Origin of the sequence: Pantoea sp. 22096, assembly GCF_052045955.1 — a bacterium.
In the GTDB taxonomy this organism is placed as follows: Bacteria; Pseudomonadota; Gammaproteobacteria; order Enterobacterales; family Enterobacteriaceae; genus Pantoea; species Pantoea alfalfae.
Genome location: NZ_JBQEPW010000003.1, coordinates 1 through 19271, shown reverse-complemented (window position 1 = coordinate 19271; position 19271 = coordinate 1). Strand labels below are relative to the sequence as shown.

At 52.9% G+C, this 19271-nt stretch carries 19 protein-coding genes, 1 rRNA gene and 1 other annotated feature; of the genes, 13 read left to right on the top strand and 7 right to left on the bottom strand.

The annotated features are described in order from the left end of the window. The first annotated feature begins 11 nt into the window (after nucleotides 1-11). Nucleotides 12-1619 carry a glutamate--cysteine ligase gene (gene gshA, locus ACTJKZ_RS12780; RefSeq protein ID WP_161732746.1) on the top strand — a complete coding sequence of 536 codons (1608 nt, stop codon included), beginning with the start codon at nucleotides 12-14 and terminating at the stop codon, nucleotides 1617-1619. 150 nt (nucleotides 1620-1769) lie between these two features. After that, nucleotides 1770-2285: an S-ribosylhomocysteine lyase gene (luxS, locus tag ACTJKZ_RS12775; RefSeq protein WP_003849049.1), complete on the top strand. Its 516-nt coding sequence runs from the start codon at nucleotides 1770-1772 to the stop codon at nucleotides 2283-2285. A gap of 60 nt (nucleotides 2286-2345) precedes the next feature. On the opposite strand, the gene ACTJKZ_RS12770 is transcribed toward luxS, so the two are convergent. Both ACTJKZ_RS12770 and ACTJKZ_RS12765 read right to left on the bottom strand, forming a co-directional pair. Then, nucleotides 2346-3632, bottom strand: a complete 1287-nt coding sequence (locus ACTJKZ_RS12770; RefSeq protein WP_013358821.1) for an HlyC/CorC family transporter — start codon at nucleotides 3630-3632, stop codon at nucleotides 2346-2348. 15 nt (nucleotides 3633-3647) lie between these two features. Continuing rightward, the gene (locus ACTJKZ_RS12765) at nucleotides 3648-4448 is read right to left on the bottom strand and encodes a cytochrome C assembly family protein (protein WP_010248489.1); all 801 of its coding nucleotides are present in this window, start codon (nucleotides 4446-4448) and stop codon (nucleotides 3648-3650) included. Between the two features lie 164 nt (nucleotides 4449-4612). Here ACTJKZ_RS12765 and ffh point away from each other — a divergent pair, with 164 nt between their 5' ends. The 5 genes from ffh to rplS all read left to right on the top strand — a co-directional run bounded on the left by ffh (nucleotide 4613) and on the right by rplS (nucleotide 8121). Next, complete coding sequence (gene ffh / locus ACTJKZ_RS12760) at nucleotides 4613-5974, top strand: signal recognition particle protein (RefSeq protein ID WP_013358819.1); 1362 nt, start codon at nucleotides 4613-4615, stop codon at nucleotides 5972-5974. Between the two features lie 141 nt (nucleotides 5975-6115). After that, a complete protein-coding gene (gene rpsP / locus ACTJKZ_RS12755) occupies nucleotides 6116-6364 on the top strand; it encodes a 30S ribosomal protein S16 (RefSeq protein WP_003849041.1) in 249 nt (82 codons plus the stop codon). Between the two features lie 18 nt (nucleotides 6365-6382). Further along, entirely contained in the window at nucleotides 6383-6931 is a 549-nt protein-coding gene (rimM, locus tag ACTJKZ_RS12750) for a ribosome maturation factor RimM (RefSeq protein WP_013358818.1), read from the top strand. 35 nt (nucleotides 6932-6966) lie between these two features. Continuing rightward, nucleotides 6967-7731, top strand: a complete 765-nt coding sequence (gene trmD / locus ACTJKZ_RS12745; RefSeq protein ID WP_050496505.1) for a tRNA (guanosine(37)-N1)-methyltransferase TrmD — start codon at nucleotides 6967-6969, stop codon at nucleotides 7729-7731. 42 nt (nucleotides 7732-7773) lie between these two features. Next, nucleotides 7774-8121 (top strand): 50S ribosomal protein L19, encoded by a 348-nt coding sequence (rplS, locus tag ACTJKZ_RS12740; protein ID WP_003849035.1) that lies wholly within the window; start codon nucleotides 7774-7776, stop codon nucleotides 8119-8121. A gap of 96 nt (nucleotides 8122-8217) precedes the next feature. Here rplS and ACTJKZ_RS12735 read toward each other — a convergent pair whose 3' ends face one another. Beyond that, on the bottom strand, nucleotides 8218-8754 hold the full coding sequence (locus ACTJKZ_RS12735; RefSeq protein ID WP_440829691.1) for a GNAT family N-acetyltransferase: 537 nt from the start codon (nucleotides 8752-8754) through the stop codon (nucleotides 8218-8220). Between the two features lie 288 nt (nucleotides 8755-9042). On the opposite strand from ACTJKZ_RS12735, the gene ACTJKZ_RS12730 reads away from it, so the two are divergent. Both ACTJKZ_RS12730 and tyrA read left to right on the top strand, forming a co-directional pair. Continuing rightward, the gene (locus ACTJKZ_RS12730; protein ID WP_161736782.1) at nucleotides 9043-10122 is read left to right on the top strand and encodes a 3-deoxy-7-phosphoheptulonate synthase; all 1080 of its coding nucleotides are present in this window, start codon (nucleotides 9043-9045) and stop codon (nucleotides 10120-10122) included. A gap of 5 nt (nucleotides 10123-10127) precedes the next feature. Further along, complete coding sequence (tyrA, locus tag ACTJKZ_RS12725; protein ID WP_161736781.1) at nucleotides 10128-11249, top strand: bifunctional chorismate mutase/prephenate dehydrogenase; 1122 nt, start codon at nucleotides 10128-10130, stop codon at nucleotides 11247-11249. A gap of 57 nt (nucleotides 11250-11306) precedes the next feature. Here the strand turns inward: tyrA and pheA are convergent, their stop codons facing one another. From pheA to bamD, 4 genes are all read right to left on the bottom strand, one after another. Then, nucleotides 11307-12470, bottom strand: a complete 1164-nt coding sequence (pheA, locus tag ACTJKZ_RS12720; RefSeq protein WP_253419727.1) for a bifunctional chorismate mutase/prephenate dehydratase — start codon at nucleotides 12468-12470, stop codon at nucleotides 11307-11309. 22 nt (nucleotides 12471-12492) lie between these two features. Continuing rightward, nucleotides 12493-12617 (bottom strand) — a sequence feature (Phe leader region). After that, nucleotides 12569-12616: a pheA operon leader peptide PheL gene (gene pheL, locus ACTJKZ_RS12715; protein ID WP_193555295.1), complete on the bottom strand. Its 48-nt coding sequence runs from the start codon at nucleotides 12614-12616 to the stop codon at nucleotides 12569-12571. (Overlaps the previous feature by 48 nt.) 88 nt (nucleotides 12618-12705) lie before the next feature. Next, entirely contained in the window at nucleotides 12706-13041 is a 336-nt protein-coding gene (raiA, locus tag ACTJKZ_RS12710) for a ribosome-associated translation inhibitor RaiA (RefSeq protein ID WP_161736779.1), read from the bottom strand. Between the two features lie 282 nt (nucleotides 13042-13323). Beyond that, a complete protein-coding gene (gene bamD, locus ACTJKZ_RS12705; RefSeq protein ID WP_009086788.1) occupies nucleotides 13324-14055 on the bottom strand; it encodes an outer membrane protein assembly factor BamD in 732 nt (243 codons plus the stop codon). Nucleotides 14056-14184: 129 nt separating this feature from the next. Between bamD and rluD the strand changes: the two genes are divergently transcribed. From rluD to ACTJKZ_RS12685, 4 genes are all read left to right on the top strand, one after another. Further along, a complete protein-coding gene (gene rluD / locus ACTJKZ_RS12700) occupies nucleotides 14185-15162 on the top strand; it encodes a 23S rRNA pseudouridine(1911/1915/1917) synthase RluD (RefSeq protein WP_440829690.1) in 978 nt (325 codons plus the stop codon). Next, on the top strand, nucleotides 15162-15890 hold the full coding sequence (yfiH, locus tag ACTJKZ_RS12695; protein WP_440829689.1) for a purine nucleoside phosphorylase YfiH: 729 nt from the start codon (nucleotides 15162-15164) through the stop codon (nucleotides 15888-15890). Before rluD ends, yfiH begins: the two co-directional genes overlap by 1 nt. Nucleotides 15891-16003: 113 nt before the next feature. Beyond that, on the top strand, nucleotides 16004-18589 hold the full coding sequence (clpB, locus tag ACTJKZ_RS12690) for an ATP-dependent chaperone ClpB (protein ID WP_202605109.1): 2586 nt from the start codon (nucleotides 16004-16006) through the stop codon (nucleotides 18587-18589). A 473-nt stretch (nucleotides 18590-19062) separates the two neighbouring features. Further along, nucleotides 19063-19271 (top strand): 16S ribosomal RNA (locus ACTJKZ_RS12685); the annotation flags it as partial.

Here is a 19271-nt window from a genome sequence, read left to right as displayed (position 1 = left end):
CGGTTAACATTATGCTGAACAAAAATAAATTATTATCACAGCGGGGGGGTAATGTGATCCCGGACGTATCTAAAGCGCTCTCCTGGCTGGAAGCGCATCCCAATGCCCTTAAAGGTATTGGCCGTGGCATCGAGCGTGAAACGCTGCGTGTACAGGCAAATGGCGAACTGGCAAAAAGCGGCCACCCAGAATCTCTGGGGTCGGCGCTGAAACATGACTGGATCACCACTGACTTTGCCGAAACGTTGCTGGAATTTATTACGCCAGTGGATCACAGCATTGATCATATGCTGGCATTCCTGCGCGATATTCATCGTCACGTGGCCCGTGAACTGGGTGATGAACGCATGTGGCCTTTCAGTATGCCATGCGAGATTGACGACGCAGACAATATTGAGCTGGCGCAATATGGCACGTCCAATATCGGTCAGATGAAGACGCTCTACCGCGAAGGCCTTAAAAACCGCTACGGCGCGTTGATGCAGACCATCTCCGGCATTCACTATAACTTCTCGCTGCCACTCTCATTCTGGCAGGAGTGGGCTGACGTGAAAGATCAGGAAAGCGGAAAAGAGACGATTTCGGCGGGCTATCTGCGGCTGATCCGCAACTATTATCGCTTCGGCTGGGTCATCCCCTATCTGTTTGGCGCATCGCCTGCTATCAGCTCCAGCTTCCTGCAGGGCCGTGAGAGCGCGCTGCCGTTCGAAACCAACGACAAAGATACGATGTGGCTGCCGTACGCCACCTCGCTGCGTCTGAGCGATTTAGGCTACACCAATAAATCACAGAGCTCTCTGGGCATCACGTTTAACTCGCTGGAAGGCTATGTCACCGCGCTGAAAAAAGCGATTAAGACGCCGTCAGAAGAGTATGCCGCGATGGGCACTAAAGATGCCGACGGTAACTGGCTGCAGCTCAACACCAACGTGCTGCAGATTGAAAACGAGCTCTATGCGCCAATCCGGCCTAAGCGTGTGACACGCTCGGGTGAAGCCCCATCTGATGCGCTGCTGCGTGGTGGTATTGAGTACATTGAAGTGCGTTCGCTGGATATCAACCCATTCTCTGCCATCGGCGTTGATGAAAATCAGGTTCGCTTTCTCGACCTGTTCCTGATCTGGTGTACCCTGGCGGATGCGCCGGAGATGAGTGCCGATGAGCTGCAATGCACCCGCATAAACTGGAACCGGGTTGTGCTGGAAGGGCGTAAACCGGACCAGAAAATTGCCGTAGGATGCGGAGAAGCGGAACATTCGCTGGTGGAAGTCGGCAAAACCCTGTTTGCCGATCTGCGTCGGGTTGCTGAAGTCTTAGACAGCAATAATCAGGACAGCACGGAATATCAGCAGGTTTGCGATCAACTGGTAGCATCGTTCGACGATCCTGAGCTAACCTACTCGGCGCGCATCCTTCAGGCAATGAAGGACAATGGTGTAACCGGAACCGGCGTGGCGCTGGCTGAACAGTATCGCCATCTGCTCTGCGAAGAGCCGCTGGAAGTGCTGACAGAAGACGATTTCACGCGTCAGGCGCAGGAATCTGTTGCTGCACAGCAGCAGCTGGAAGCGAGTGATAAGCTGGATTTTGAAGCATATCTGGCGAGCCGGGAAGGGTAGAAAAGAAAAAGGCCACATCAATGTGGCCAAATTAACATCTCTGTTGTCAGGGATGATGATAACAAATGCGCGTCTTTCATATATTCAGACGTTGGGCGAACAGAAAAGTTTCATCGTTTTAAAAAAAATTCTCAGAACAGGAGGTGACGTATGCCACTACTGGACAGTTTTACCGTTGATCACACCATCATGGGCGCACCGGCAGTACGCGTTGCAAAAACCATGAAGACTCCGCATGGCGATACGATTACCGTTTTTGACCTGCGTTTTTGCCGCCCGAACATTGATATTCTCACTGAGCGTGGCATTCATACGCTGGAGCATCTCTTTGCCGGATTCATGCGCGATCACCTGAATGGTGACGGTGTGGAAATCGTCGATATCTCGCCAATGGGTTGCCGTACCGGCTTCTACATGAGCCTGATTGGTACGCCAGACGAGCAGCGCGTTGCGAAAGCGTGGAAAGGGGCGATGGAAGATGTTCTGAAAGTGAAAGATCAGAACCAGATCCCTGAGCTGAATGAATACCAGTGTGGCAGCTACAAGCTGCACTCACTGGATGAAGCGCAGCAGATCGCGCGCAATGTGCTGGCGCATGAGATCGGCGTTAACCGCAACGACGATCTGAAGCTGCCTGCTGAAAAGCTGAAAGAACTGCACATCTAGCCAGAGCCTCTCTGCTAAAAAAAACGCCGCATCATGTCGATTGCGGCGTTTTTTATGGCTTCAGGAACCGACCGATTTTTTCAGTGGCGTCTTTGGCGTGATGCGCACCTGTTTAATCATGTTGTCCTGCACGTCCAGAATATCGACGTTGTAATGGCCGATCTGAACACGGGTGGCGATGGCAGGGATCTCTTCCAGCGCTTCCAGCAGCATGCCGTTAATAGTGCGGGCTTCCTGCTCTGGCAACTGCCAGTTAAATGCCTTGTTGATTTCACGCACGTTAGCACTACCCTCAATCAGCACCGAGCCATCATTCTGCGGCATTACTTCTTCTGCCAGTGACGGTGACATGGAGGTAGTGAAGTCACCGACAATCTCCTCCAGAATGTCCTCAATCGTCACCAGCCCTTTGATGTCGCCATATTCATCCACCACCACGCCCGCTTTCTCTTTATTGCGCTGAAACTTCACCAGTTGGGTGTTAAGCGGTGTCCCTTCCGGGATGTAGTAGATCTCATCGGCGGCACGCAGCAGCGTCTCTTTGGTGAACTCTTTTTTCTCCGTCATCATGCGCCAGGCTTCGCGTACCCGCAGCATGCCGACGCAGTCATCCAGCGAGTCCCGGAACAGCACGATGCGGCCGTGTGGCGAGTGGCTTAATTGACGTACGACCGACTTCCAGTCATCGTTGATGTTGATGCCGACAATCTCATTACGCGGCACCATGATGTCGTCAACGCTGACTTTCTCCAGGTCGAGAACAGAGAGCAGCATGTCCTGGTTCCGGCGTGACATCAGGCTACGCGACTCATAGACGATAGTACGTAACTCCTCTTTGCTCAGCGCAGAGTTAATGGCACCGTCAGCGCGGATACCCGCTATCCTCATCAGCAGCCGGGTAATGGTGTTAAGCAACCAGACCAGCGGCAGCATGATATATTGCAACGGGACCAGCAGCAGGCTGCTGGGAAAGGCGACACGCTCAGGATAGAGCGCCGCCACGGTTTTTGGCAGCACTTCAGCGAAGACCAGCACCACAAAGGTCAGGATGCCGGTCGCAATCGCGACGCCTTCATCACCGTGAATACGCATGCCTACGATGGTGGCAAGGGCAGAGGCCAGAATATTGACCAGGTTGTTACCGATTAAAACCAGACTGAGCAGCCGGTCAGGACGACGCAGTAGCTTCTCCACCCGGCGTGCGGCGCGATTACCGTTTTTTGCCTGATGGCGCAGCTTATAGCGGTTAAGCGTCATCATTCCGGTTTCCGACCCGGCAAACCAGGCGGAAACCAGGACCATGACGCAGAGAATAATAATCAGCGTGGTGGTTGAAACATTCTCCAACGCAGAACTTCCTTTTTAACGAGAGGTAGGGACAAGCAGATGCTGCAGGATGCGACTGCCGAAGTAAGCCATGGTTAACAGCACCGCACCGCTGCAGTTAAACCAGACAACGCGGCGACCACGCCAGCCTTCATGATAGTGCCCCCAGAGCAAAACGATATAAACAAACCACGCAATGATGGAGAGAACGGCTTTATCGACGTTTTCTGCGCTGAAGAGATCCTGCATATAAAACAGACCGGTGCAGAGCACCAGCGTCAGCAGCACGACGCCGACCTGAGTAATGTGAAACATCTTACGTTCGATGGTCAGCAGTGGCGGCATATCCTGAGTAAACGCCAGTCGCTTGTTTTTTAGCTGGTAATCAATCCACGCCAGCTGCAGCGCATAGAGCGCGGCAATAATCAGTGTCGCATAGGCGAACAGCGACAGACCGATATGGATCATCATGCCTGGCGTGGTTTCCAGATGGGTAATGAACGCATTGGGGACGAAAGTGGCGAAGGCCAGATTAATCAGCGCGAAGCTGTAAACAATCGGCAGCAACAGCCAGCCACGGTTGCGTGACGCCACAATGGTCATGATGGCGCAAATCAACAGGCTGACCAGCGAGCCTATGTTGAGCAGGCTTAAATTCTGTCCGCTATCAACCGCAAATATGCGTTGCTGCAAGGCCACCGCGTGTGTCACCAGCGCCACACAGGCAGAGAGCATCGCCATTCGCCGCCAGCCGCCGTTACGTTTCAACAGGCTGGGAATGATCAGGGCAAGGCTTAAAGAGTAGGCGAATAGCGCCACTATCGCGAAAACGAACATAGATCCTTTCAGGTTCAGTCAGATAAGGAAAAAGGCAGTATAGCGCCAGCCGAAGCAGGCTCCAAACGATCTGAGGGGCAATTGCAGAGATCGCCGAGGCTTCGTGTTATAATCCGCCGCATTCTGCCGATCAGGCGCCTCGCGATCTTTTTAAGTGAGAGACCATGTTTGATAATTTAACCGATCGTTTGTCGCAAACCCTGCGAAATATCAGCGGCCGCGGAAGGCTGACTGAAGAGAACATCAAAGAGACCCTGCGTGAAGTGCGCATGGCGCTGCTTGAAGCTGACGTTGCCCTGCCAGTGGTACGTGACTTCATCAACCGTGTGAAAGAGAGCGCGGTCGGCCATGATGTGAATAAAAGCCTGACGCCAGGTCAGGAGTTTATCAAAATCGTTCGCAACGAGCTGGTTGCGGCGATGGGTGCAGAGAACAACGCACTCGACCTGGCGGCTCAGCCACCAGCCGTAGTACTGATGGCGGGCCTGCAGGGTGCCGGTAAAACCACCAGCGTCGCTAAGCTGGGTAAGTTCCTGCGTGAAAAACACAAAAAGAAAGTCTTAGTGGTTTCTGCCGACGTCTATCGTCCGGCGGCAATCAAACAGCTGGAAACGCTGGCACAGCAGGTTGGCGTGGATTTCTGTCCGTCCGATCTCAGTCAGAAGCCGGTCGATATCGTCAATAATGCGCTGCGTGAAGCCCGCCTGAAGTTTTACGATGTGTTGCTGGTGGATACCGCCGGTCGTCTGCACGTTGACGAAGCGATGATGGACGAAATCAAACAGGTTCATGCCGCGATTAAGCCGGTAGAAACGCTGTTTGTGGTCGATGCCATGACCGGTCAGGATGCCGCAAACACGGCTAAGGCCTTTAATGAAGCCCTACCGCTGACCGGGGTTATCCTGACCAAGGTTGACGGTGATGCCCGCGGTGGTGCAGCGCTGTCGATTCGCCATATCACCGGCAAGCCGATTAAATTCATGGGTGTCGGTGAAAAAACCGAAGCGCTTGAACCGTTCTATCCTGACCGTATTGCGTCACGTATCCTCGGCATGGGTGACGTGCTGTCACTGATCGAAGATATCGAAAGCAAGGTTGACCGTGATCAGGCGGAGAAACTGGCTAAGAAGCTGAAAACCGGCGACGGTTTTGATCTCAATGACTTCCTTGAGCAGCTGAAGCAGATGCGCAACATGGGCGGCATGGCCAGTCTGATGGGCAAACTGCCCGGTATGGGACAGTTGCCTGACAATGTGAAATCGCAGATGGATGACAAAGTGCTGGTACGCATGGAAGCCATCATCAACTCGATGACACGCAAAGAGCGTGAGAAACCAGAAATCATCAAAGGCTCGCGCAAGCGCCGCATCGCAACTGGCTCCGGAATGCAGGTGCAGGACGTTAACCGCTTATTGAAGCAGTTCGACGACATGCAGCGTATGATGAAGAAAATGAAGAAGGGCGGTATGGCGAAAATGATGCGCGGCATGAAGGGTATGATGCCGCCAGGATTCCCTGGCCGCTAAGCGTTCCACAAAAAAGCCCGGAAAGGCACGGTTTAGGTTGCTTTTTTCGCCAAAATGAGTAAAATTTTCGGGCTTTTTATACAGCACCCGGACCCCGTTCCTCGATGGGGGCCGGGTGTTTTATTAACTGAAGAGGATGTTATGGTAACAATTCGTTTGGCACGTCACGGCGCTAAAAAGCGTCCGTTCTATCAGGTCGTCGTCACTGACAGCCGCAATGCACGCAACGGTCGTTTCATCGAGCGCGTTGGTTTCTTCAACCCGATCGCATCTGGTCAGGCTGAAGGTCTGCGTCTGGATCTGGACCGTATCGAGCACTGGGTTGGCCAGGGCGCAACACTCTCTGATCGCGTTAACGCGCTGGTCAAAGAAGCTAAGAAAGCAGCTTAATCTGTCACGGTGGTGAGCATGAGCAGACAACTTGCCGCACAGCCTCCTGTTAACCCGATTGTATTGGGTAAGATGGGAGCCGCCTACGGTATTCGCGGCTGGCTCAAAGTGTTTTCCTCCACTGAAGACGCTGAAAGCATCTTCAACTACCAACCCTGGTTCATCCAGCGCGCCGGTAAATGGCAGCAGGTCGAACTGGAAGGTTGGAAGCACCACAATCAGGACCTGATCATCAAAGTCAAAGGCATTGACGATCGGGATGCGGCGGCTCAGTTAACCAATTGCGAAATTCAGGTTGACTCGACGCAGTTGCCATCGCTGGAAGAGGGTGATTACTACTGGAAAGACCTTATGGGCTGCCAGGTAGTTAACCTCGAAGGCTACGAGATGGGTAAAGTCATCGATATGATGGAAACCGGCTCGAACGACGTACTCGTCGTTAAGGCAAACCTGAAAGATGCATTCGGTGCTCAGGAGCGGTTAATTCCGTTTCTTGATGAACAGGTTATCAGGAAAGTCGATCTCTCTACTGGCGTCATTGAGGTAGATTGGGATCCTGGTTTTTGATCTCCGAATCGAACGGTAACGTAACGGCGAATACAATGTGGATTGGTGTTATCAGCCTGTTTCCAGAAATGTTTCGCGCTATTACCGATTACGGGGTAACTGGCCGGGCTGTAAAAAACGGTCTGCTCAGCATTCAGAGCTGGAGTCCTCGTGACTTCACGCACGACCGGCACCGTACCGTGGATGATCGTCCTTATGGCGGCGGACCGGGAATGCTGATGATGGTACAACCCTTACGGGATGCCATCTCCGCAGCGAAAGCAGCGGCAGGTGATGGCGCCAGAGTGATATATCTTTCACCTCAGGGCCGCAAACTGGACCAACAGGGCGTTTGCGAACTGGCGGCACGAGACAAGTTAATTCTGGTCTGTGGTCGTTATGAAGGGATTGATGAGCGCGTAATTCATTCCGAAATTGACGAAGAATGGTCAATCGGTGATTACGTTCTCAGCGGCGGGGAACTGCCAGCGATGACGATGATTGACGCAGTTGCCCGGTTTATTCCAGGCGTACTCGGCAAGCAGGCGTCAGCCGATGAGGATTCGTTCTCTGACGGTTTGCTGGATTGTCCGCACTATACCCGTCCTGAAGTGTTAGACGGCGTGGAGGTCCCGGCAGTATTACTGTCAGGTAACCATGCTGATATTCGCCGCTGGCGTCTGAAGCAGTCGCTAGGCCGTACCTGGCTGAGAAGACCTGAACTTCTGGAAAACCTGGCTCTGACTGAAGAGCAAGCAAGGTTGCTGAACGAGTTCCAGCGGGAATCCCGGCAGCAACAAAACGATGATGTGGAAGAGTGATCTTCCCCGACTATCAGTTTACCCAGGATATGAGATTTAATTATGAGCAACATTATCAAGCAAATTGAACAAGAGCAGATGAAACAGGACGTACCTTCCTTCCGCCCGGGTGATTCCGTGGAAGTGAAAGTATGGGTCGTTGAAGGTTCTAAAAAACGTCTGCAGGCATTCGAGGGCGTGGTTATCGCTATCCGTAACCGCGGTCTGCACTCTGCATTCACTGTTCGCAAAATTTCTAACGGCGAAGGCGTTGAGCGTGTATTCCAGACTCATTCACCTGTAATTGACAGCATCGCTGTTAAACGTCGTGGCGCTGTGCGTAAAGCCAAACTGTACTACCTGCGTGAGCGTACTGGTAAGTCTGCTCGTATTAAAGAGCGTCTTAACTAAGGTATCGCTAACGCGACATCTAAAAGTTAATAGCAAACAAGGGGTTGGCATCTGCCAGCCCCTTTTTTTTTCCTGATGGCAGCCAGCTGACAGAAGCTAACTGGCAGCCGGCCGCTGAAAATGATAAATCGCAGTATTAACCGGCCCTTTCTCTAATACGATCAGGCCATAGCGACAGCCAATGAACTGACCACCGCACTTCTCAGCCACGCTCCGACTGGCCAGGTTATCCTCTGCTGCCAGAATCTCAATCACCCGGGTCTCTGGGCGTGAAAACCCCAGCGGCAGCAAAGCGGCCACCGCGCGGCTGGCGATTCCCTGACGCTGTGCATCACTGCGAACCCAGTAACCAATTGCGCTGGTGTCACCCGGATGACGGGCAAAGCGTATTCCTGCGCCCCCCAGCAGCTGGTCATGCTGATCAACGATTGCAAACTCTTCCGCCTCCTCCCTCATCCGTTGCCAGTGAGTAAAGCGGATCCAGCTTTCTGCTTCGTGAGGCTGATAATCGTGATGCGCCCAGACCATCCAGGGGATCAGGCTGTCCAGTGAGTCATTCACCGCAGCAGTAAACGCGGAAACGTCGTTAAGCTCAAAAGGTCGCAGATAGATGTTAAGTGGGGAGGCGTGCATGATGGACTCAGCATTAAAATAAACATTATGTTCATTTTGCCTGCAGCAGGCAGAAACGCAATAAAGCTAATCGTAAACTTAACTTTACGATTAATGGCAATTATTGTAGTGCGGTTATTTTTTATAATATTGATATTTATGGTTTTTATTAAGGTGCTGTTTGTTACTTTTGAACTGTGGTAATGAATGTGTACATATAATATTGCGCTATGTATTGCCTGTGATACAGTATTTGTATTCCTCGATGAGGAGCCCCAATCAGCTAATACGAGCCAAAGGATCGCCATCATGCAAAAAGACGCGCTGAACAATGTGCATATCGCCGGTGAACAGGTACTCATCACGCCTGAAGAGCTGAAAGCGAAGTTTCCACTGACCGCTGAACAGCAGGATCAGGTTGCGGCGTCCCGCCAGACCATCTCTGACATTATTGCCGGCCGCGACCCGCGTCTGCTGGTGGTGTGCGGACCCTGCTCAATTCACGATACCGAAGTGGCACTGGACTATGCTCGTCGTCTGCAAACCCTTTCTGAAGAGCTGAAAGATCAGCTTTTTATCGTGATGCGCGTCTATTTTGAAAAACCTCGTACCACCGTCGGCTGGAAAGGGTTGATCAACGATCCTTTCATGGATAACTCGTTTGATATGGAAGCGGGTCTGCACATTGCGCGCCAGCTGCTGGTGAACCTGGTTGAAATGGGTTTGCCTCTGGCCACTGAAGCGCTGGATCCTAATAGCCCGCAATATCTGGGCGACCTGTTCAGCTGGTCTGCCATTGGTGCACGTACTACTGAATCTCAGACGCACCGTGAAATGGCCTCGGGCCTGTCGATGCCGGTAGGCTTTAAAAATGGCACCGATGGTAGTCTGGGAACGGCAATCAACGCCATGCGTGCTGCCGCAATGCCGCACCGTTTTGTCGGGATCAATCAGGCTGGTCAGGTCTGCCTGCTGCAGACGCAGGGCAATCCGGATGGTCACGTGATCCTGCGTGGTGGCAAAGCGCCGAACTACGGTCCTGAAGATGTCGCGCAGTGTGAAAAAGAGATGCTCAAGGCGGGACTGCGTCCAGCCTTAATGATAGATTGCAGCCATGGTAATTCGAACAAAGACTACAGCCGTCAGCCTGGCGTAGCGGAATCCGCTATTGCGCAGATCAAAGACGGGAACCGTTCTATCATTGGTCTGATGCTGGAAAGCCATATCAATGAAGGTAACCAGTCTTCTGAGCAGCCACGCAGCGAAATGAAGTATGGCGTTTCCGTAACCGATGCATGCATCAACTGGGAAGTGACCGAAACGTTGCTGCGTGAAATGCATCAGGATCTGCAGGGAGTGCTGTCGGCGCGTCTGTCACAAGAGGTGTAAGAGCAATGGTGGCTGAACTGACCGCGTTACGCGATCAAATTGACAGTGTTGATAAAGCGCTGCTGGATCTGCTGGCTAAGCGACTGGAACTGGTGGCCGAAGTAGGAGAAGTGAAGAGCCGTTACGGCCTGCCTATCTATGTGCCTGAGCGTGAAGCGTCGATGCTGGCTTCGCGTCGCAAAGAGGCCGAAGCGCTCGGCGTACCACCGGATCTGATTGAGGATGTGCTGCGTCGCGTAATGCGGGAATCCTATACCAGCGAGAATGACAAAGGCTTTAAAACCCTTTGTCCTGAACTGCGTCCGGTGGTCATCGTCGGTGGTAAGGGCCAGATGGGCCGGCTGTTTGAAAAAATGCTCGGGCTATCTGGCTATACGGTTAAAACGCTGGATAAAGAGGACTGGCCACAGGCTGGGGCACTGCTTAGCGATGCCGGTATGGTGATCATTAGCGTGCCGATTCATCTGACCGAGCAGGTCATTGCTCAGCTGCCGCCACTGCCTGAAGATTGTATCCTGGTCGATCTGGCGTCAGTGAAAAACCGGCCTCTGCAGGCGATGCTGGCCGCTCATAACGGCCCGGTACTGGGTCTGCATCCGATGTTTGGCCCGGACAGCGGCAGCCTGGCAAAACAGGTGGTGGTCTGGTGTGATGGAAGACAACCGGAAGCGTATCAGTGGTTCCTGGAGCAGATTCAGGTCTGGGGTGCGCGTCTGCATCGTATCAGCGCTGTTGAGCATGACCAGAACATGGCATTCATACAGGCGCTGCGTCACTTTGCGACCTTTGCGTATGGTCTGCATTTAGCCGAAGAGAACGTCAATCTGGATCAGCTGCTGGCGCTCTCGTCACCCATTTACCGGCTTGAACTGGCGATGGTGGGGCGGTTGTTCGCGCAGGATCCGCAACTCTATGCGGATATCATCATGTCTTCAGAGAGTAATCTGGCGCTGATAAAACGCTATTACCAGCGGTTTGGTGAAGCGATTGCGCTGCTGGAGCAGGGCGACAAGCAGGCATTTATCACCAGCTTTAACCGGGTTGAACAGTGGTTTGGCGATCACGCAAAACGCTTCCTGGTCGAAAGCCGAAGTCTGCTGCGTTCGGCCAATGACAGCCGCCCATAAATAACAGCCATCCATCTATGAAAAAGGCATCCAGCTGGATGCCTTTTTTTATTCTTTTTATTCGCCAGGGTCAGCGGGCACCACATTTTCGCTGGGGTAGCAGCCCAGTACCTTCAGAGAGCGGGTCATGGTCTGTAATTCCTGAAGCGCCTGCTGCATCCGCTCCGATTGCAGGTTGCCCTGCACATCAATGTAAAACATCTCTTCCCACGGATTGCCATTAATCGGGCGGGACTCCAGCTTGCTCATAATCAGATTGTGCTGACGCAGAACCAGCAGCGCATCAACCAACGCACCCGCCTGCTGGCCGGTTGCCATAATCAGCGTGGTTTTCGCTGGCACCTGATCTGAAACCTCGATGGCTTTGCGGGCCAGCACGATAAAGCGGGTATGGTTCTGCTGCTGATTCGCCAGATTACGCTCCAGCACCTGCAGCTGATAGAGCTCGCCACCGGCTTCACTGCCCAGCGCCGCCACCTTAGGTGAGTTGAGCGCAGCCACTTTCTCCATCGCTGCCGCGGTACTCTCGGTATATTCGATCTTCCAGTGCGGGAAACGGTTAATGAACTGACTGCACTGCTGGAAGGGCTGAGGATGGCTGTACACCGTCTCAATCTGCTGCAGATCGGTAGAACCATTCACCAGCACGCAGTGGTCGATAGGTAAGGTCAGCTCGCCCACAATAGAGAGACTGGTCTGTTGCAGCAGATCGTAGACATCGTTGATCGAACCCGAACTGGTGTTCTCAATCGGCATCACGGCGTAATCAGCCACGCCATTTTCGACCTGCTTAATGATGTCGTGAAACTTCAGGCAGCCACACTCCACCATGCTATCGAAATGACGTGACGCGTAGTTGCGTGCGGCAAGGTGCGAGTAAGAGCCTTTCGGACCCAGGAAAGCGATGCGGGCGGCATGTGCATGGGGATGATTGAGGTTTTTCTGCAGCAATGCCTGCTGCGTCAGTACGGAATCTTCGATGACCAGCTGGAACAGGCGGGTGATGTAGTGCGCATCCAGTTTATGCGCTTTACCCAGCACAATCAGATTCTCCAGCAGCGCGCGTTCGCGCTCCACATCGCGAATCGGGCGATGCGTTGCCAGTTTCGCTTGTGCGACTTCCACTGCCAGCAGACGACGCTCGGCCAGCAGCGTCAGAAGTTTTTTATCCACTGCGCTGATCTTATCGCGTAGTGCCAGCAATGGATTGTCGGGATTCATAGGGCTCACCTGTATGCTATCCAATAAAAAAGCCTCCCGGTTGGGAGGCTTCGTTGTTCGTCTTCGCTTTCATTTTCACACGACGAATAGCCTCCCATTCAGGGGAAGGTAAAAAAGAAAGCGAAGAAAAACAGATCAGGTTTCATGTGAACGTCCGAAAAAAGAGTGACCTGAGAGTAACCGTACTGCTTAAAAGCTGTCAATAAAAAACGCGCCCGGAGGCGCGTTATGAAAATCAGGACTCTTCGTCGGCGGGGATAATGTCTTTTACGCTGGCACTGGCGCGGCGCGCTTCAGACTTATGCTGAACTTTATTCAGCTGACGTTCGAGCTTCGCGATTAAATCGTTGATCGCGGTATACATATCATCATGCTTGGCGCTGGCCACCAGAGTCCCGTTAGGTGTGTTAATAGTGGCGTCAGCCACGAATTCTTTGGGCTCTTTGGAGAGGACAATATGTGGATTAATCAGGTCGGTTTGCCATTTTTCGAGCTTGGCGAGACGGTCTTCAACATGGCTTCGGATTGCCGGAGTGATGTCCATTTGTTTACTGGTAATGTTCAGAACCATCTTTCTTACCTCTCTGTCATTTCCGTCTTGGTCTTTTCAGCATAGCGCGAAAAAGCGTTGAATGTGAGATTTCGGTCACGAAAAAATGTCACTTTTTGTCAGTCACAACATTCTGTGAGAAAGGCAGAGAAACTGGCCGAAATGGCTTGAAGCGAAACGATTAACACGGCATGCTTGATGAGTTAGCTCGCTGGCAGCAGATCCACTTATGACTGTTCTTTGAGCAAAAAAAAGCAGCCATCACAGGCTGCTTTTTTTTATGGCTGAAAAGCTACCGGGCTATCAGCTGTTGTTCGCTGCAATGATTTTCGCCACTTTGTCTGCTTCAGCGTTCAGTTGCAGATTGCGGTAAGCATTTTCCATCAGCGGCAGTGCATCGTGTGTTGCCTGAGTATCCGGATAATCGCGCATCATACCTTCGACACGGTTAACAACCGCGACATACGCCTCGCGCTTAGTATAGAATTGCGCCACTGACAGCTCATATTTCGCCAGGCGGTCTTTCAGATAGACCAGACGTTTCTGAGCATCAGCCGCATACTGGCTGTTCGGGTAACTGCGCAGCAGTTGTGAGAAGTCGCGGAAGGCATCACGAGCGTGCGTCGGATCGCGGTCAGAACGATCAATACCAAAGAAGCCCTGCAGTGCTGAGTCATCCAGCGCCATATCCGTCAGACCTTTCATATAGATGACATAGTCAATGTTCGGATGTGTGGGGTTAAGACGCATAAAGCGGGCAATGGCAGCCTGTGCCAGGGGCAGATCGGCATTTTTATAGTACGCGTAGATTAAATCCAGCTGCACCTGCTGCGAATAAGGACCGAACGGATAACGATTATCCAGCGCTTCCAGTTGCTTAATCGCAGCTTTAAAGTTACCGTCCTGCAGCTTTTGCTGCGCTGTAGCATAGATTTCAGAAGGCGGGCTGTCCGGTACCGCGTCATTTGAGCCGGAACAACCAACAAGTGCCAGGCTCAGTGTGGCAGCAGCCACCAGATGTTTCATACGCGTCATGACGAAGTGATTATCCTCAAATGTTATGGCGGAAGCTGTCCGTATAGCTCCCGGTAATGACCAGGTACGATAGCACATTATATTAAACGGCATCGCCGTGAAAACCCAACGTTAACGAAGAAGCTGTATATGGCACAACAAGTTCAACTCACCGCAACGGTATCCGAATCACAACTCGGACAACGCTTAGATCAGACTTTGGCGGAATTGTTCCCTGATTATTCACGTTCCCGCATAAAAGAGTGGATCCTCGACCGTCGCGTGACAGTAAACGGCATCATGGTCGATACACCTAAAGAAAAAGTGCTGGGCGGCGAGCTGGTCGCGATTGACGCTGAGATCGAAGAGGCACAGCGCTGGGAACCGCAAAATCTGCCACTCGACATCGTTTATGAAGATGAGGACATCATCGTCATCAACAAACCACGCGACTTTGTGGTTCACCCTGGCGCCGGTAACCCGGATGGTACGGTACTCAACGCCTTACTGCATCACTATCCAGCGATTATGGATGTGCCGCGTGCGGGCATCGTACACCGCCTGGATAAAGACACCACCGGTTTAATGGTGGTTGCGAAAACTGTACCGGCTCAGACGCATCTGGTGGACTCGCTGCAACGTCGCGAAATCACCCGTGAATATGAAGCGGTTGCGATTGGTAATATGACGGCGGGCGGTACTGTTGAGCAGCCTATCAGCCGTCACTCAACCAAACGCACCCACATGGCGGTTCACCCGATGGGTAAGCCGGCGGTGACGCATTACCGCATCATGGAGCACTTCCGCGCGCATACCCGTCTTCGCCTGCGTCTGGAAACCGGTCGTACTCACCAGATCCGTGTGCATATGTCTCACATCAGCCATCCGCTGGTAGGCGATCCGCTTTATGGTGGCCGTCCGCGTCCGCCAAAAGGCGCATCAGAGGCATTTATCACTACGCTGCGCGGTTTCGATCGTCAGGCACTGCACGCCACCATGCTGCGTCTGTATCACCCTATCAGCGGGATTGAAATGGAATTCCATGCGGCGCTTCCACAGGATATGGTTGATCTGATCGCGGCGTTAAAAGCAGACACCGAAGAATTCAAAGACCAGATGAACTGGTGATGAATCTGATTACGCCTCAATGGCCTGCTCCGTCACGCGTTCGGGCCTGCTCGACGCAGCGACAGGGCGGCATCAGTACATCGCCCTGGGATGCACTGAATCTCGGCGGGCACGTGGGGGATAATCCGGATACGGTAACGCGTAACCGGCAGTTGCTGATGGAAGAGGCGGGCTTGCCTGCGATGCCGCAGTGGCTGGATCAGGTTCATGGCACTGAAGTTGTGCGTCTGGCTGCAGGAGCAAGTACGCCATTGCATGCCGATGCCTGTATCACCGATCAGCCTGGCGTCGTCTGCGCCATCATGACCGCTGACTGCCTCCCGGTCCTGTTCTGTTCGCAGGATGGGACGGAAGTGGCGGCGGCACATGCAGGCTGGCGCGGACTTTGTGCGAGTGTACTGGAAAATACGCTGGCGCAGTTTCGTTCGCCATCGGATCAGATCCATGCCTGGCTGGGTCCGGCAATCGGGCCGGATGCATTTGAAGTTGGTGCAGAAGTACGTGAGGCCTTTATGGCTCAGGATCCTCGCGCCGTGCAGGCTTTCCGTCCTTCAGGTGGCAAATTTTACGCTGATATCTGGCTGCTGGCGCGTATGCGACTGCAGGCAGCGGGCGTGAAATCAATCAGTGCCGACAGCCGTTGTACCTTCACCCAGCGCGACGATTTCTTTTCCTTCCGTCGCGATGGGATCACCGGGCGTATGGCAACTTTGATCTGGCTGTTATAACCTTACGCCATAAGACGGTCCAGTTAGCGTGTTTTTTACTCAAATCTCAGGTCATTAACCTTGAAAATTTGAGGGATGACCTCATTTAATCTCCAGTAGCATTTTGACCTGTAATGGGAGGAATTATGCGTCTGGATCGTCTTACTAACAAATTTCAGCTGGCTCTCGCCGACGCGCAGTCCCTGGCTCTGGGACACGACAACCAATTCATTGAACCTCTGCACCTGATGAGCGCGTTGCTCAAACAGGAAGGCGGATCGGTTTCACCTTTACTGACTTCTGCGGGTGTCAACGTTACGCCTTTTCGCGCTCACATTGAGGAGGCCATCGATCGCCTGCCACAAGTTGAAGGCAGCGAAGGGGATGTACAACCCTCATCTGACCTCGTACGGGTATTAAACCTGTGCGACAAGCTGGCGCAGAAGCGCAATGATAACTTCATTTCATCCGAATTATTTGTTCTGGCCGCCCTTGAATCACGTGGTGCACTGGCCGATCTGCTTAAAGCCGCGGGCGCAACGCGCGAAAAAATCACCAGTGCGATTGAACAGATGCGGGGAGGAGACAACGTGAACGATCAGGGGGCTGAAGATCAGCGCCAGGCATTAAAAAAATACACCATTGACCTGACCGAGCGAGCCGAGAAGGGCAAACTCGATCCGGTGATTGGTCGTGATGAAGAGATTCGTCGCACTATCCAGGTTCTGCAGCGCCGAACCAAAAATAACCCGGTACTGATTGGTGAGCCTGGCGTGGGTAAAACCGCGATTGTTGAAGGGCTGGCGCAGCGCATCATTAACGGTGAAGTCCCTGAAGGCCTGAAAGGCCGCCGGGTACTGGCGCTGGATATGGGGGCGCTGGTGGCCGGGGCGAAATATCGTGGTGAATTCGAAGAGCGTCTGAAAGGCGTACTGAGTGACCTGTCGAAACAGGAAGGCAACGTCATTCTGTTTATCGACGAGCTGCACACCATGGTGGGAGCCGGTAAAGCGGACGGTGCGATGGATGCCGGTAACATGCTCAAGCCAGCGCTGGCACGTGGTGAACTGCACTGCGTAGGTGCCACTACGCTTGATGAGTATCGCCAGTACATTGAAAAAGATGCCGCGCTGGAGCGTCGTTTCCAGAAAGTCTTTGTGGCTGAGCCGACTGTGGAAGATACCATCGCCATTCTGCGTGGTCTGAAAGAGCGTTATGAGCTGCATCACCATGTGCAGATTACTGACCCGGCGATTGTCGCAGCAGCAACGCTTTCTCATCGTTACATTGCGGACCGCCAGCTGCCGGACAAAGCGATTGACCTGATCGATGAGGCAGCTTCCAGCATTCGTATGCAGATGGACTCGAAGCCGGAGTCACTGGATCGCCTTGAGCGCCGTATCATTCAGCTGAAGCTGGAGCAGCAGGCGCTGAAGAAAGAGGCGGATGATGCCAGTATCAAACGTCTGGAGATGCTGGAAACTGAGCTGAACCAGAAAGAGCGCGAATACGCCGAACTGGAAGATGAGTGGAAGACTGAGAAAGCCTCGCTGTCCGGCACGCAGAATATTAAAGCTGAACTTGAGCAGGCGCGTCTGAACTTAGAGCAGGCTCGTCGTCAGGGCGATCTCGCGCAGATGTCAGAACTGCAGTACGGTAAAATTCCTGAACTGGAAAAACAGCTGGCCGCAGCGACTCAGGCGGAAGGCAAAACCATGAAGTTACTGCGCAACCGGGTAACCGATGTGGAGATTGCCGATGTGCTGGCGCGCTGGACCGGGATTCCGGTGGCGCGAATGATGGAAGGTGAGCGCGATAAGTTACTGCGCATGGAGCAGGATCTTCATGGCCGGGTCATCGGACAGGATGAAGCGGTTGAAGCAGTATCAAATGCGATTCGCCGTAGTCGTGCTGGCCTGTCAGATCCTAACCGGCCTATTGGTTCCTTCCTGTTCCTGGGTCCTACCGGGGTAGGTAAGACCGAACTGTGTAAGTCGCTGGCTAACTTCCTGTTCGACAGTGACGATGCGATGGTTCGTATCGACATGTCCGAATTTATGGAAAAACATTCAGTGTCGCGGCTGGTGGGCGCACCTCCGGGTTATGTCGGCTATGAAGAGGGCGGTTATCTGACCGAAGCTGTACGTCGTCGTCCTTATTCGGTAATCCTGCTGGATGAAGTCGAGAAGGCGCATCCTGATGTCTTCAACATTCTGCTGCAGGTGCTGGATGATGGGCGTCTGACGGATGGGCAGGGTCGTACGGTCGATTTCCGTAACAGCGTGGTGATCATGACCTCTAACCTGGGATCGGATTTAATCCAGGAACGGTTCGGCAATCTCAGCTATCCGGAAATGAAAGATATTGTTATGGGTGTGGTCGGACAGCATTTCCGTCCGGAATTCGTCAACCGTATCGATGAGGTGGTGGTGTTCCATCCGCTGGCTGAGAAACACATTGCTTCTATTGCGCAGATTCAGCTGCAGCGGTTGTACAAACGTCTGGATGAACGTGGCTATCAGCTGCACATCTCCGATGATGCGATCAAACTGCTGGCGGAGAACGGGTATGACCCGGTCTATGGTGCGCGTCCGCTGAAACGGGCGATACAGCAGCAGATTGAGAACCCGCTGGCTCAGCAGATCCTTGCAGGTTCGCTGGTGCCGGGTAAAACCATCGAAATGGATGTCGTAAACGACGTCATAACTGCACATCAGTAAGGGTGCGAGTTGAAAAACGGGCCTCTGGCCCGTTTTTTTTGCCCTTTTGGGGGATTCTTGCTTATTTATTACTCCTTTTGAGCGCAAATTGAACGGTCAGTAAAAAAGTTGTGATTTGCACTTGCGCTATCTGAGCCGTTCCCTATAATGCGCCTCCACTGACACGGCAAACCGGCAACGGGAAACGGGTTGAGAGGCACAGGAGACTGCGCCGCCGGAGAAAAACTTCTGAGAAAGAGGTTGACTCTGCAGGAGGAAAGCGTAATATACGCCACCTCGCGACAGGACGCTAACGCACTGTTCGCACTGCTCTTTAACAATTTATCAGACAATCTGTGTGGGCACTCGCAGGATTGATATCAGCGTCTTTGGACGCACAAAAATATCAAAGCCTCACGAGTGAACACATAATGAAATTCATTATGACGTTTTACAGATGAGCACCGCTTAACTTGTTTAAGCAAATCAAACTTAAATTGAAGAGTTTGATCATGGCTCAGATTGAACGCTGGCGGCAGGCCTAACACATGCAAGTCGGACGGTAGCACAGAGAGCTTGCTCTCGGGTGACGAGTGGCGGACGGGTGAGTAATGTCTGGGGATCTGCCCGATAGAGGGGGATAACCACTGGAAACGGTGGCTAATACCGCATAACGTCGCAAGACCAAAGAGGGGGACCTTCG